Annotated in this window: 11 protein-coding genes and 3 tRNA genes; 11 read left to right on the top strand and 3 right to left on the bottom strand. The window is 25.1% G+C overall.

Features of this window, described 5'->3' with window-relative positions:
• Window positions 1–80 precede the first annotated feature (80 nt).
• The 6 genes from MHJ_RS01865 (at window position 81) to MHJ_RS03985 (ending at window position 4,100) form a co-directional block, all read left to right on the top strand.
• The gene (locus MHJ_RS01865; protein ID WP_014579804.1) at window positions 81–872 is read left to right on the top strand and encodes a hypothetical protein; all 792 of its coding nucleotides are present in this window, start codon (window positions 81–83) and stop codon (window positions 870–872) included.
• Between the two features lie 1,018 nt (window positions 873–1,890).
• Window positions 1,891–2,727 carry a Rho termination factor N-terminal domain-containing protein gene (locus MHJ_RS01855; RefSeq protein WP_011206194.1) on the top strand — a complete coding sequence of 279 codons (837 nt, stop codon included), beginning with the start codon at window positions 1,891–1,893 and terminating at the stop codon, window positions 2,725–2,727.
• 67 nt (window positions 2,728–2,794) lie between these two features.
• A tRNA-Cys gene (locus tag MHJ_RS01850) sits at window positions 2,795–2,869 on the top strand.
• A gap of 9 nt (window positions 2,870–2,878) precedes the next feature.
• A tRNA-Arg gene (locus MHJ_RS01845) sits at window positions 2,879–2,955 on the top strand.
• Window positions 2,956–3,270: 315 nt separating this feature from the next.
• Window positions 3,271–3,396: a hypothetical protein gene (locus MHJ_RS03990; protein ID WP_258556645.1), complete on the top strand. Its 126-nt coding sequence runs from the start codon at window positions 3,271–3,273 to the stop codon at window positions 3,394–3,396.
• A 581-nt stretch (window positions 3,397–3,977) separates the two neighbouring features.
• The gene (locus MHJ_RS03985) at window positions 3,978–4,100 is read left to right on the top strand and encodes a hypothetical protein (protein WP_258555395.1); all 123 of its coding nucleotides are present in this window, start codon (window positions 3,978–3,980) and stop codon (window positions 4,098–4,100) included.
• Between the two features lie 853 nt (window positions 4,101–4,953).
• On the opposite strand, the gene MHJ_RS01830 is transcribed toward MHJ_RS03985, so the two are convergent.
• Entirely contained in the window at window positions 4,954–5,511 is a 558-nt protein-coding gene (locus MHJ_RS01830) for a hypothetical protein (protein ID WP_237697246.1), read from the bottom strand.
• A 47-nt stretch (window positions 5,512–5,558) separates the two neighbouring features.
• Window positions 5,559–5,870: a hypothetical protein gene (locus MHJ_RS03765; protein WP_167513695.1), complete on the bottom strand. Its 312-nt coding sequence runs from the start codon at window positions 5,868–5,870 to the stop codon at window positions 5,559–5,561.
• Window positions 5,871–6,083: 213 nt separating this feature from the next.
• Here MHJ_RS03765 and MHJ_RS04025 point away from each other — a divergent pair, with 213 nt between their 5' ends.
• Both MHJ_RS04025 and MHJ_RS01820 read left to right on the top strand, forming a co-directional pair.
• Window positions 6,084–6,278: a transposase gene (locus tag MHJ_RS04025; protein ID WP_011284111.1), complete on the top strand. Its 195-nt coding sequence runs from the start codon at window positions 6,084–6,086 to the stop codon at window positions 6,276–6,278.
• Window positions 6,279–6,860: 582 nt separating this feature from the next.
• Window positions 6,861–7,874, top strand: coding sequence for a hypothetical protein (locus MHJ_RS01820; protein WP_011284110.1), 1,014 nt, complete (start codon window positions 6,861–6,863; stop codon window positions 7,872–7,874).
• A gap of 141 nt (window positions 7,875–8,015) precedes the next feature.
• Here the strand turns inward: MHJ_RS01820 and MHJ_RS03730 are convergent.
• Window positions 8,016–8,109, bottom strand: a tRNA-Phe gene (locus MHJ_RS03730).
• Between the two features lie 1,371 nt (window positions 8,110–9,480).
• On the opposite strand from MHJ_RS03730, the gene MHJ_RS01815 reads away from it, so the two are divergent.
• From MHJ_RS01815 to MHJ_RS01805, 3 genes are read left to right on the top strand one after another with little or no spacing between them, the layout of a single operon-like run.
• The gene (locus MHJ_RS01815; RefSeq protein WP_011284109.1) at window positions 9,481–10,149 is read left to right on the top strand and encodes a hypothetical protein; all 669 of its coding nucleotides are present in this window, start codon (window positions 9,481–9,483) and stop codon (window positions 10,147–10,149) included.
• A 2-nt stretch (window positions 10,150–10,151) separates the two neighbouring features.
• Window positions 10,152–12,041 (top strand): hypothetical protein, encoded by a 1,890-nt coding sequence (locus MHJ_RS01810; RefSeq protein ID WP_237697245.1) that lies wholly within the window; start codon window positions 10,152–10,154, stop codon window positions 12,039–12,041.
• Window positions 12,028–14,415 (top strand): ABC transporter ATP-binding protein/permease, encoded by a 2,388-nt coding sequence (locus MHJ_RS01805; protein ID WP_011284107.1) that lies wholly within the window; start codon window positions 12,028–12,030, stop codon window positions 14,413–14,415. Before MHJ_RS01810 ends, MHJ_RS01805 begins: the two co-directional genes overlap by 14 nt.
• Window positions 14,416–14,919 lie beyond the last annotated feature (504 nt).

The following is a 14,919-nucleotide window of genomic DNA, read 5'->3' as shown; positions in this document are numbered from 1 at the left end:
ATAATTTTTAATTTAAAAAATCAAAATAATAATTCAATAATCAATTATTAACAAACAAAAATAAAATAGGCAAACACAATATGAGAAATGAAAAGCAACTTGATTTTAGTTATGATTCCGCACAGAAAAACCCTTATTTTGCAAAATGAATACAAAATCTTTCAATTACTAAAGAAGAATTTATCGAAAATCTTGATCTTTTTTGGCTAGCAATCCAATTTCTAAGCAAACCTAATTATAAATACGAAATAGTGCGAAATTTATTCACTGGAAGGCTTGTGAGTAAAACTACCTTTATCTATAATGAAAATTTTGTTCAGAAAAAATGGCTTGACTACTTTTTGTTACCAGAAATAAGTTTTAAAAATGCTGAAAAGTTTGCTAAATATGTAAAAGAAAATTACCCAAAATCTAAAAAAATTCTACCATTAAAACAATATAAAAACTCATTTAAAAAAATGATAACTACCCATAAATTAATTTATTTAAAAGGTGGGGATAGTATTCAACGTTCAGAACTTTTAAAATCTTTTGCTATTATTTTTGCGAAAAACTCAAATAATGTTGGTTTTTTTAGTTTGTCGGAAATTAGTCACTATATTTATGAAAATAAACTAAATTTATTAGATAAATTAAGAAATGTTAAAATTTTACTTATTGAATTTGACCTTGTAAATAATTTTACAAAGTGATTTATTGTTGAGCTTGCAAATATTTTAATTGATAGAATAATGAATAAGAAAATAACATTTTTAGGTTTTGATGACAATTTTTATGGCAATAATAAGGATAGTGAAAAAAAAATCATTGGCGTTATTAAAAACTACGGTTTTTCTGATCCAATTTGAGCTAAGGCCCAAAAAATAAATTAATTTTTTTTATAAAAAGTCAAGTTTTAGATTATTATTAACTGGAAATTGAATCAAATTGAGATGATTCTTTAGTAAAAAATCAATTTAATAAAAATATAAGAAAACAAAAAATTGATTCCCAGCAGGAATATCAAATACCAAATAATTTAAATTTTTAAATAAAATTATTCAATTAAATATTAAAAATTAGGATTTTATTTCACGATAATACATTTTTGGTTTATTATTCCAAATTTGTTTATATATACGATATCAAAACTAAAAAAATTAACACAATCATACCTTTTTCTACTTTATCATTTGAGCTAATAAAAAAAGCAAAGAAAAAAATTAATTTTTTTAAAATTTATGTTATAATTAACTTTGTAAAAACTTTTTTTACAATTTTTTTTAAAAAAATATCTAATATAAATGGGGGTGTTTTGGTTTTGACAATTAAAAAAAATTTCTAAGATGCAGTGGTTTGGTAGACCATAATACCGAAATAATCAAAACGCAAAAAATTCAAAAAAATCTCCAAACGAAGCAAAAATTGATTACCCATTTTTATCATATAACCAATTAAATTTTGCATACGTTTAATCAATTTATTATAATATATCCTTAAAAATTTAAATTTTATCATGTATACGGGCCTCCCATTTCTGTAACTTGAAAAATATTTAAATTTAGATAATCAAACTTATCAAACTTATAAGATTATCCTCCTTAGTTTTATTTAAGAATGCTTACTCCTTTACTTATTCTTAATTTTAAATAAACTTTTTATTTCTATATAAATTTAAACTGTCGACTCTATTAATTTTTTTTATTTGGATCGGGGTTCGATTCCCCGCACCTCCACCATATGAAAAAACTCGGTGTAATTCCGGGTTTTTTCATATAATAATAGGAACTTTTATTTAACTAAGACGAAAGAGCAAATTTATATTGCTTAAAATTATTATTTTTTTATAATATTTAATAAAAATTGAATTATAATTATATATGTAAATAAATAAAATTTTTTAAGGACTTTATGATTTTAGGAAATCCATTTGGTAATAAAAAAATCCCGTCAGTGGCAGAATTGTGAAAAAATGAAAAAAAACAATATCGGATTTGAATTTTTACCTATCCTATTTTACTTGCTTTACTTGCAATTTTACTAGGGGTGCAAATCATATTAAATTTTGATTCCAAAAGGATTGAACTTATTTTATCAATTTTGTCAATTTTATTTACTGGTGCTACCTTATTTTTTTATATCATTTCGCTTTTTATTTCTTATAAAGAAAAGGATTTTGCTAGTCTTGGCAATCGGTCTTTTTTTGTAAATTTAATCGGGTTTAGCTTGTCGTTAATTTCAATTTTGCATTCAACAGTGTCAATGATTAAAGATTTAAAAAAAGATGACAAATATTTTATTCTAATTTTAGTAATTCAGATTATTCTTGTCGGGCTTGTTTTCTTTTTAATACCTTATTTTTATACAAGAGTTTTGAAAATTAAATCAATTTTTCGACTATCACATTCAATAATTATCTTTGAAAAACAAATTAATGAACTAAAAAATGATCCCCAAACTTACTCAAAATATATGGATATTTTTAGTATGGCTCAAAATAATCCGCATCAGACAAACCAAAATAATACTACAAATCCTTCTGATTTAAATGTTGATAATGAAATAAATAATGCAAAAACGGAAAAACCAATTTCAAAAACGGAAAAAATTAGAATTGCACTTGAAAAATTACCATTGACAAATTTATATGAAATTGCCAAAAAACTAGAAATTTCTGGATATCAAGATTTAAAAAAACAGGAGCTAATCGAACTTCTAATCCGAATTTTGGGACAGCAAGAAAAATAAAAAAATAATTTCTTTGAAATTTAATTTTTTCTGCTATAATTTCAATGTAAAAATATTTTTAGTTTCTGGCACCATAGCCAAATGGTAAGGCATAGGTCTGCAACACCTTGATGTACCGGTTCGAGTCCGGTTGGTGCCTCCAAAAGTTATTGCGCCCGTAGCTCAATTGGACAGAGTGTTTGGTTACGGCCCAAGAGGTTGAGGGTTCGACTCCTTCCGGGCGCGCCATATATAAAATTCCATCTGATAGTTTAATATTTTAATCTTGAAAAAATCCTTTATTTATAAGGATTTTTTCTTTTCTAAGCCAGTTTATCCGCTTACAAAAGGAAAATATTTTTTGCTTTTATAGTCTAATAAAATTGTTTGTCTTCCTTTTGAAACTCTCTTGGTGAAATGCTAAACCTCATAATCCGGCCTGCCTTTACAAATTGTTTATGAGTTAAGTTTTACTATAAAAAATGAGACTAGACAAAAAAATGTAAAATTAGATAAACTATAAATTAGTATGTTGGTTTTAGTTGATTCAAAAAAGGTGTTAAAATGAAACAATTAAAATTAACAGTTGAGACAAAATTGCATACAGCAAAATTGTGGAATTTAAAGGTTTTAAAAGCAAAATTTTACATTTTGCAGAAGAATTTAGGGAAATTTATAAAAAATCAATAATGAAAAATGTAAAATTTCACACAAACGGTCAGTTTTGCATGTATATGAAACAATTTAATAATAAATTGGCAAAAAAGTTTGATAAGTCTATGAAAAATAAATCCCGCTAACACAAAAAAGAAATAGAAAATTAAGGGTTTTTTGGAAATACAGTTAAATTTATCAAGAAATAATCCAAAAATGTTCTTAGAAAGGCAGGATTAACTCTGCAATCATTTTTATTGAATTTTTTGGGTTTTTCCAATGAAAATTAACCAATATTGAAGTAAAAATTTTGAAAATGTAACTATTGCTTTTTCATATAAAGGCTCAAATTTTATATTAAATAAGTTATTTATTCAGATTTTTTAAAAATAAAATGCCAAAAATTAACAAAAACAGTGGAATAAAAATCATAAATAAAAAGCAATAATCTGAATTTTTCCACTAATTTAAGGGCATTTAGATAATGGTGTTAAAAAAATAGTTATATTGAATCTTGTTTTTCAGACTTAATTAGCTTAGCGTCAAAAAAACGCTTTTTGATGCGGCGGTATGTCCACTCAATAAACTTAGATTTTAGCATAACAACGAATAGAAAAATGACAACAATAACAGATCCTAATGCTGAAATTTTTAACAAAAATGTCGGTTCATCAAGAAGAAAATGATTAAAGAATACAAAAATTGTTGAAAAAAGAAGAATTCAAATTGATAAAATATAAAAAAATAAAATTTTAAATAAGTAGTAGAAAAACTTTTTTCTGTTAAAATTTTTTTCATTTTTATTAAAAATTGAAGCAAAAACAAATGTATAAAATCAATAATGGTTTTGCACCTCAGTTACAACCCAGTCAAATTCACTAATTTCCTTGCGGTTCCTTGACTTAATATAATTATATTTAACAAAACGTCTAGTATGTTTAGGGAAGGGAATTCCTTCTATTAGAAAGCTAATTATTGTGCCCCTATGTTGATATTTTCAACAAATTTTTCTTGATTTCTTCCTCTTTTTTTTACAATTTTCAGTGTCAACAAGAACGGAATTTACAAAAGATTCTAAATTAAAATTTTCTAAAAATTCAAAGGTTGTGGTTTTATTTTTCAAATTATATTTTCGGTATAAAAATTTCTTAAAAAAGTAAATAACAAATTTTGCTCAAAAAGCATTTAAAAAAAACCCAAAAAATGCAATGAAAGAATATATGGCCACATTCATAATATTTGGAAATCAAATATTATAGTCATAAAAAAAATTATGTTTATTTTCATGGCTAAAAGCAAAATTTTCACCAAAAGAAAAAAAATGAACTCTATAAACAAAAATTAACAAAAATAATAAAATGGTCAAAATAATTGAAAATAAATTAAGAATTAAATAGAAAAGTCATGAAATTAGTCTGGTTTTATAATATAAAATCGGCTCAAAACTGTTGTATTCTACAAGTAAATCGAATAATTTATAATAGGTATTAGTACCAAAAAATGGAATAAAAAAAATTCAATTATTGAATTTTAAATTGAAAAATTTTTCTAAACTTTCCTTATTAAACATTATCTAATTAAATTGGTTAACCTCTATTTTCATACGTATCTTCAAATTATATTTTGAATAATATCAATTATAGCAATGGCAATTTTTATATTAGTAGACACTCAACTAGCAGATAGTAAAATTGGTCTAGCTTTTAATATTTCATTTCTTAAATGATTGATTACTTTAACTATGATAACAATACCAAGTTTAGAGTATTTTATTCCTTGAATATAACCCTTATTTCAATCATCTAAAATACTAACAAACTGATATTTAATTTTTGCCCACTCAGGGTCAGTAGTTATTTTATTATAAGCATTCTTATATTCAACAGCTAAATAAGTTAAAGTTCCAGCGGCTATTCCAGATGCAGCGGCGCCTAAAAAATTTCAAGAAAAGCCATAAGCGATTGTAAGAGCATAATTGATAGCAGCAAAAACTGATGATTTTACATGACCATTTCAAATTTCATTTGCTAATTGTTCAAAGGTCGTAGAATCAGTATTTGAATAAGAAGAAAAGTTAACTGAATTAATCTTGGTGTTTTTGGAAGATTCAGTTTTGACGTTTTTAGAATTTTCTTTAATAATTTTGTCCAAATCCAACCCTTTTGTTTTAAGCTGTGTTTTTGCTAATTCTTCTAAATCTACACTAGGATTTTTTCAATTTTATCCAGGAAAGAATTAAAATCATTTTCAAATTTTGTAAAATCAACAATTTTTGTGGGGTTATTTTCCTCAGAATTAGTGCTAAAGTTTTTAGCATCTAATTTTCTAATATGATCTAATGTTTTTTTTGCTTCCTCGCGTAATAAAGAAACGTTTACTTTATCTTTTTTGTGATTCATATTAGCATATGAATTATAATTTTCTTCTTTTGGTTTGTTGATTGAAGCTGCTATAATAACTGGGATTGAGCCCAAGAGCATTAGCAAACCAAAAGGTAATATTTTTTTCATAATTGTCCTTTAAATTTATTTGAACTATATAAAATTATTAAATTAATTTTAACTTTAATTAGTATAAAAAGTAGGGAATATTAAATATTTTGTGTTTTAAGGTAAATCTGTTTTGATAAATTTTATCATAAAATACGCTGATCATAAAAAATTAAAAAAGGAGATTTTCACAACGAAATTTCGCATATGTCTAAAACTTTTGCTTAGGCGCTCTTAAAGGCGGAATTAAGCCAACATTTAGGCTATGAAAAAAGTAACCGAAGCGAAAATGGTGTACATAGACTGAATAAGCCAAACGGGTTTTCGGGCAAAACTGGGAATTATAATAGTAATAATATTCATCTAAAAATACCAAGAGATCGAAATCGCAGTTTTGAGAACAAATTATTACCTGAAATTGAAAAGTAAAAATCGCAAAAAATTGAGAATTCCTATCCAATTTTGTAGACTGATGGGATATTTTTTAATGTTAAAGAAAACGGTGTTTTTCTCAAAAAATCACTTTATCTTATTCTTGCAATTGATTGGCAGGACAATAAAGAGTACTGGGATTTTGGGCTAAAAATAGGGAATCAGCAAGTAATTGAGTTGATGTTTTTAGTAACTAAAAACTCGTGGGCTGCAAGATGTTCTAATAATTTCTTGTGATAATCTAAGCGGAATTCAAAGTGTGAATTACCTTTCAAAAATAACTTATTTAACGCTCTAAAACGCATCTAAAAAATGACAAAGGCAGGTAAGAAATTGAGACATAATTAAAAAACAATTAGAAATTATTTTCCCTAATCGGTTAAATAATGTAAAATTAAATTAGATTTCTATTTGAGAAATCCATAAAAATTCAAAACACAAAATTATAAACACTCCAGATTTTTTCATTAAGAAAAGAAACAAAGAAAAAAATTTGAAAACAAAAAATTTATTATATAATATTTATTATATAATAAGGATATATACTAAATTTTTTAATTCAAACAAACGAGGTGATTTATGAAAATAAAAAACAAAAATATTAAAAAAATTTTTGGCCTAAGCCTACTAACCAATTTAATTTTTGCTAGTTTATTAATTAGTGTTCCACTAATTTCTGTTATTTCCCAAAAAAATTGGCTTCAAAAAGATTCAACAAGTCTAACTTATAATGAAGAATTTAACAATTTTTTAGATTCAGAAGCTAATAACGTTATTAGCCAACTAGAACAAAATTCTAGCATTAATTTTTTAAATGTTCAAGATGTTGAACTAGAAGCGCGAAAAATTGGCAATCTTGGTAGATTTAAAAAAGTTTTTAATAATTTTATTAATAAAGTAAAAGCAAATCCAAGGGCAAATCTTGAAAAACTTGCAAAAGACACCTTAGCTACACAAGGCATTAATTTTGACCAATTAAAAAAACAATATCAACACAAAGTCAAAATGCCATCAGTAACATTTGCATACAAATACAAACCACAAAACCGCCGATCTATGGGTACTCCATTCCCTTGAGATCCTAGAAAATTAAGCTTCCGTAGAATACCTGCCTCCGGAATTCCTCAGAACAATGATAGTTATAATAGATATTCAGCCGGAGTATGAAGATCACATGTAAAAACTGCTTCATTTGCAGCCATAAATTTTGCACTAGCTGTGGCTTATGGTTTTGCTCTTAATTTTGTTGCTGCTATTTCAGCCGGTGCGGCAGGTTCAATGCTTACTTATCTTTCAGCAAAATACAAAGAATTTTATGATCAACTACAAAAAGCCCCTTTTGATATAAGGGATAAAATCAAAGAACAAATAGCAAGCCATGGAAATACAATTGGTATTGTTGGAAGCGTCAACAAATGACTTCGAGGAGTTTTAACTCTTGCAAAGAATGTTAAAAAAATAGAAACAACTGTTAGACCAGCATTATTAGCTTCAACTGTACTTTCAAATGCTGGTGCTATTATTTCATTAATCGATCTAACTCAAGGACTCATTAGCGAACTTATAGACCGTTTAGTGATTATTGATAATTAATTTGAAATTTTTATAAAATAATAAGTAAAGTCTATTTAAATTTAAAAAACATAGTGCTCTCGACAAGACTTGAACTTGCACTCGTTTCCGGATTAGAATCTCGATCTAAGGTGTATAGCAATTTACCCACGGAAGCTAATATGGCGGATCAGACAGGTTTTGAACCTGAGCGGGTTTTCTTGAACCCTTAATACTTTTCCAACATATCTTCTTAAAGCTTCTTGAGTACTGATCCAAAGTAACAAAGATTTAACACTATAATTATACAACAAAAAGGATTACTATTAATTTAGATTCAAATTTTTAAACTTCTAAATTAAAGGAAATAAAAGTTCAAAAGAATGGCTCCTAAGAATAAATGATTAGCAAAGGGTTAAGTTTTGTAAGAAGAATATAACTAAAAATAATGATTTTTTCTTATTAGTAATAATTATAACACAAAAAAATTTTTTGGTAAAAAATTTTTGAAGTTAATAAATTTGTGAATTGGCTGATTTTCACAAGTTTCCCAGTATAATAAGATAATCTTAAAAAAGTGTCCGGTTTTGGGCACTTTTTTAACTTTTTTGGCAAAAGTTAATTACCTATTTTTACTGATTTATTAAGATATCAAAGTAAAAATCATACCTATTTCAAATATTCGGGTCACTAGGAACACCATCGCGATTTTTAAATATCATTTGCTGATTTCAGGTATTAAATTAAACCCTTTGTCTTAGTTTTGCCATCAAACTGGCAAACTCAGGAATAATGACTATCAAGGAAAAAACACTGAATTTTAAATCTAAGACTCATAAAAGAAAAATCTACTTATTAATCAAATAAAGCAAACTAAAAAAGCTAAAATTTTAACTTAAAAAGCAAAATATGAAGTATTTAAACTACTTTTTTAGTATAAAACACTGGCACAAATCAATTTATGGATAAAATAACAAAAATCATAAAAAAAATACAACTACTATTTAAACTTTATTTAAATAAAAAGCTTATTCTTGTTTAAATAGAGCCTAAAAAACAAACATTTGAAGTTTTGAAAGAACAATAGTTAAAAGCCATAAATTTGTAGGTTTCTAAACGGTTAAATTTATGGCATTCCATTATATTTAAAAAAATAGTGGAAAATTCGCATTTTCTGATTTTCTTATGAAAAAAACATTATTAATTCCTCCTTAATTCTAACATCAAAAATTTATTAATTATTCTTAAGTGAGTCTAATTATAACTTAATTTTATTTCAGACCAATCATTTTTTTTTTTTTTTTTTTTTGCAAAGGGTTAAATTTAAAATAATAAAAAACCCCCTTAATTGAAACTCAAAGGAGTAATTTTATATTTGTTTAATTAAAGTTTGTTTAGGAATATTAAATATTTTGTATTTTAAGGCAAATCTGTCTTGATAAAATTTATCATAAAGGACTAAAATATTTAATATTCCCCTTTTTTTATATTTATAGAATTTATAGTTTGTAAAAATAGAATATGAATAAAAATATAATTTTTACCGTTTTTTAACAAAAATTATATTTTTGTATTTTTCTTGTTTTTGTTCTTTGTTATTTAATTTAGCATAATATAATTATGAGTAAAAATTTGCTAAGGATATTTTATGTTCTTTACAAAAAAAATAAAAAAAATTTTACTAAACTTAACAGCATTAACAAGTTTAACGCTTGCAGTCACAACACCGGCAATTGTTGCTAGTCAAAAAATAAATGCGAAGGGTTTTTTATTGTTTCCAGGAATTGCGCTTTTAGCAAACGAAAATAATGTAGTACAACTTGCTCAAAGATATGATAAAGACTATTATTTCGGAATATCATTAATAGGCCACCAACATTTATCATATTATGGCGGTTGATTTTATCAAGACAAAATTTCATGAACTGGAAAAGCAAGAACAAAATTTAGACCAAGAAATTCATATTATTCTAACCCGGACAAATTAGAATTAAAGGTGACATCTTGAATTTCTGGAATGGGAAGTCCTTCGTTTTCAGTAGGAGGAGAAATAAAATACGATGGTAAATTTTCGGCTAAGGCAAGTGCAAATACAGGTGTTTCCATTGACTCAAATGGATATCTGGTTGACTCAATTACCGATTATAATCATAGATATGCAGGAATAGATTATGATTTTCATGGTTGAAAATACAAAGTAACGACCTTTGGTAGTTCAGCGTCTGCACATGCCAAATATAAATATAAAACTGCAAGTATATTGTCTGATTCTTCTTATCATAGAGTTTCATGATTGTCCGAAAGTTTAGAAGAATAGGTATGATACCTAAAATTTTTACAAAAAAATGAGTTATTTTTTCTATTATTGGCGCTAGTTTGGGATCAATTGCTATAAGTGTGCCATTAATTTATTATGGTTTTAATAGCTTTATTGCGGTTGAAATAAATAGATTCGAGCCTAAAACATTAACTAGTAATTCAAAATCTGCATCTATTTTTTCTAATTCCGATCAAGAAAAAATAAACAGTTTTATTTTAGAAGACGAATTAAAAAAAGGTACACAAAAGAGTGACTATGCTCTAAAAAATAATTTTCAGGGAGAGTATAATTACGAATATGCAAATGAATTTTTAGCAATTTTAAAAATTACAAATAATATTAAGCAATTTGAGAAACTTAAATCAATATTAAAAACTACGCCTAATTTATCACGAAGAATACAATTTAGTTTGAGCGATGTATACCAAATAAGCAATATTTATTTTAATATTGACCCAATTAATAACGTTCCTAAACTCGTTAATTTTATTTCAAAATATTATGACAAAAACAAAAGGGAATTTATTAATATTAATGATGAGGATTTTCAAGCTCTAGCATGAAATATTTTATATTTTAAATTAAATGGGCATGATTTTCAAAAATATTTCGATATTAAAGATTGAATTAAAAATGAATTTAAGAAAGCAAATTTTGAAAGTGAAGAGGTACTAATAAGTGATAATGAACCTCATGAAACTTCAGAAAAAAAATCTTTTCTACTTTTTAGAAAATATATCGCTATTTTAACAATAATTAATAATTTAGATAAGGATTATTTTGTAGACATTATAAATGAAAAACAAAAATCAATAAATGTTTTAATTAAAAAATGAGATAACCATTTTAGACAAATTATTGAAAATAAAGATAGAAAAGAAAACCAAAGCAATTTGGTTATCACACCAATGGTTAGTTTTTACTATTTTAGCAAGAATTTTTATAACTACTCATCAGAGTATTTGTCAAAAATAAATGACTTTACTAAAAATTGGTTAATAAATTTTAGCTTATCAAGCGATCCAAGTTTTTATGGTTCAGGTCTTCTTTACTATTATTTTGGAAATAATAAAAAAATAGAGCCCGAATTACTTAAAAAAAGTGAAGAAATTGTAGATTATGGCATTGAAAATGGTTTATTTGCTCACGAACCTGACATCACAAAAACTATTTTTGTAAAACAGATTTTAGACTTGAGTGAGAAAAAAGATAATCAAGTGCAAAAAATAAATCAAACAATAGAAACCTTATTTAAGCAAACAACTGAAAAACCAGAAAATAATCCTGATTTTTTTGAGGACTTATATAATTATGTATTTTTTTCAATTAAGAATCATCCCGATTTTTTTAAGAGTCAAAAAGATTTTTTAAATACAATAATTGATTATAGTAAATTTGTAAAAAAACCAATTGATTTTTTTTATTTGTTTAAAACAATTGCGCTATTAAATAGTTTTTATAATACAGACAAGCCAACAAAAATTAATGTTTCCAAGCAAATTTTTGACAATATTATAAATGTAAAACTAGAAAAAAATGCTCCATTTTTTTTAAAATTTATTAACTTATTTATTAAGTTTATTTTTAAAAATGAATTAGACGACAACAAGGAAATTGTTGAATTTATAAACCAAAATCTTAATGAAAAAAATATAAATAACGCTGAATTTTTAAAACATCTTTTTTGGTATATTGAATTTCAAAGTACAATTAAATCAAAATTAGAGCACCAAATAGATTCTACTAAATTAGAAAAATTTATTTCATTGTTAAAAAAAGATATTTTATCTAAAATTGATAAAAAAATAGGTAAAACACACTTTTTGAATATTAAAACTATTTATATGACTTATCAAATAGATTGGCTACTTAAAAATGGTAAAAATTAAAAATTTGACTAAAAATTTTAATCAAAGAGCTATTTTTACAAATTTTAGCCTAGATATTCCATCTAATGAGTTGGTCTTTGTCGTTGGACCTTCTGGAATTGGGAAAACTACTCTTATTAACCTAATTGCTAATTTTAGTCAAAAAGATGGAGGTGAAATTCTTTTTTATAAAGATAACAAAGTTGTTAAAAACCCTTTAATTGACGTTGTTTTTCAAGATTTTAACCTAATTGAATCTGCTACTGGCATAGAAAATATTAAAATTGGGACAAATGCAATAAATTTTAATATTGATGAAAAGAATATTGAAGAAAATGCAAGTTTTGTTAATATTTCAAAGGAAAATTTAGCAAATAAAGTGAGTGATTTATCAGGTGGTCAAAAACAGCGAATCGCAATTTTGCGATCATTAGCACGTGAATCTGACTTTATTTTGTTAGATGAACCTACTGGAAATCTTGATGTGGAAAATGCTAAAATTCTTTTTGAAAAAATACAAATATTAAAGAAAAATAAAACTATTTTGATAGTTAGCCACAATTTAGATCTTGCTAAAAAATACGGCGATAGAATAATTTACCTAAAAAATGAGTCTGTATTAGAAATTGATAAAATCGAAGAAATAAATAAAGGCGAATCTTTAAATAAAACTGATTATGATTTTAGATTTGAAAAAAAACCTTTAAAAATAAGTGATAAATTTAGATCAATTATTTTATTTTTGAAGCTAGATTTTAAAAATAAAATAATTATTACAACTTTACTAGTTATCACATTTCTAATTAGCATTTTAAGCCTAAATTTATTTGCTACACTTGATACGCATGCAAAGGGTATTGACTCGCAACGAATTCATCAATACAATTTGGATTCTTTTGAGGTTAAAAAAAGGGGAATATCACCATTTTTTGATGGAGAAATCGAGAAATTCAATACTAAAAAAGACATTGTTAATAAAATTATTCCTGTTTATTCAACTCAAAATTTTGCTTTTACTTATAATAATAAGGGAAAAGAATTAATTTCTGAAAAAAATACTATTGAATTAATCGACCAATCTGATTTTTTTAAAAGTAGGTTTAAATTTGATGACAAAAACCTTCAAGGTAATTTTATACAAAATGAAAATGAGATAATTATTTCAAATTCAGTTGTTACAAAATTAAAAATTACCGATCCTATTGGCAAAAAAATTAAAATTAAAGCTATACGTAATTCGAATGTTGATAAAATTCCAACAATTTTTGAAGTTGCTATTGTCGGAATAAACTATTCAACTAATGTCTTAGGTAGAATACCCTCTTTTTTACATTATAATTTAACAAAAAAAATTAATGAAGCTTTCTTTGTTAAAAACACAGTCGGCGATTCGCTTTTCAACGATATAACAATCGCTCCTTTAAATGCAAAAAATTTTCAAGTATTGGAAGTGGAAAAAAAACATTTTTTAAAAGATTTAAAGGTAGAAAATTTAAAAATTAGTGATGGTGAGCTTCCTAAAAATAAAGATGAAATTGTTGTTTCAGTTAACACTATTGATAAAATAAATAATATTATCGATAATTTAAACAATAGAATTACTGAATTGAACAAAAACAATGATTTTAAAATCGACAAATACGAGATGCTAAAAATAGGGTCTAAAGTTCGATTATCAAACAAAACTGGACATGATATTCCTTTTAAAATAGTCGGAACTTTTGATCTAAAGGAAAACCATCATTTGCAGGAACAAAAATCTGAAGTTGGCGCCCCCGAAGAAGAAAGACGTGAATTTAAGTACCAAATCATAATGCACAATGACGGTGATGAATATAGAAACCAAATAAGACCACAAGCTGCAAAAATATTCTTAAAATCTGACAATATCAATGAAAATTTAGCCTCATTTAAAAAGGATTTTTCAAATTTTTTATATTCAAAAGATCTTGAATCAATAAAAGTTTTAGTTTTAAGCTCCACTTTTTTAATAAAAGCAGTTTTGCTTGTTATTCAAATAATTCTTATAGTTTTATTGGTAGTTTTTTCAGTTCTTTATGCAAAAAATTTAACACAATCAAAGATAAAATCAATTGGAATTCTTAAATCACTAGGAGAAAAAACTAGAAAAATCTTTTTCTTACACATATTAAATATTTTTGTAATTTCTTCCTTAATTTTAATATCAGGTCTAATAATAAGTTTGCCTAGCATGCCATATTTTTATAATTTGATAACAACCGCTGATTTTATCAGTCCAACTTATACACAAATTTTTATTAATTTCATTTTAATTTGATTCGCAACTAGCCTACTTATTTTTCTTATCTATTTTTTCATATCATTAAGATATTACAAAAAACCTGTTACTGAACTTCTTAAAAATAGTTTATAAATTTTCTAGGTTATATTATGTCTAAATTAACAATTTTCAAAATGAATATGATTTCGAAACTGCGAATAATATTTTCGCTTTTGCAAAAATGACAGATGATAAATCTCAACTTGAAAAAATAAATTCAATTTTAAAAATAGTCCCTAATTTACCAAACCAAATTCAATTTAATCGGCTTTATTATATAACTAATATCTATTTAAATATAGATCCAAAAAAGAATTTGCCGAAACTTATTAGTTTAATTTCAAAATATTATAATAAAGAAAAGAAAATTTAGCTAATAAAATGAGTGATTTATCAGGCGGCTAAAATAACTAATCGCGATCTTGCGATCATTAGCACCTAAATCTGACTTTATTTTGCTGGACGAACCTACTGGAAATCTTGATCTTGAAAATGTTAAAATTCTTTTTGAAAAAAAACTATTTTGATAGTTAGCCACAATTTAGATCTTACTAAAAATGGAGAATATTAAATATTTTGTGGTTTAAGGTAAATCTG

It is taken from the genome of Mesomycoplasma hyopneumoniae J (assembly GCF_000008205.1).
Lineage (GTDB): Bacteria > Bacillota_I > Bacilli_A > Mycoplasmatales > Metamycoplasmataceae > Mesomycoplasma > Mesomycoplasma hyopneumoniae.
This window is presented reverse-complemented; position numbering and strand designations above follow the sequence as displayed.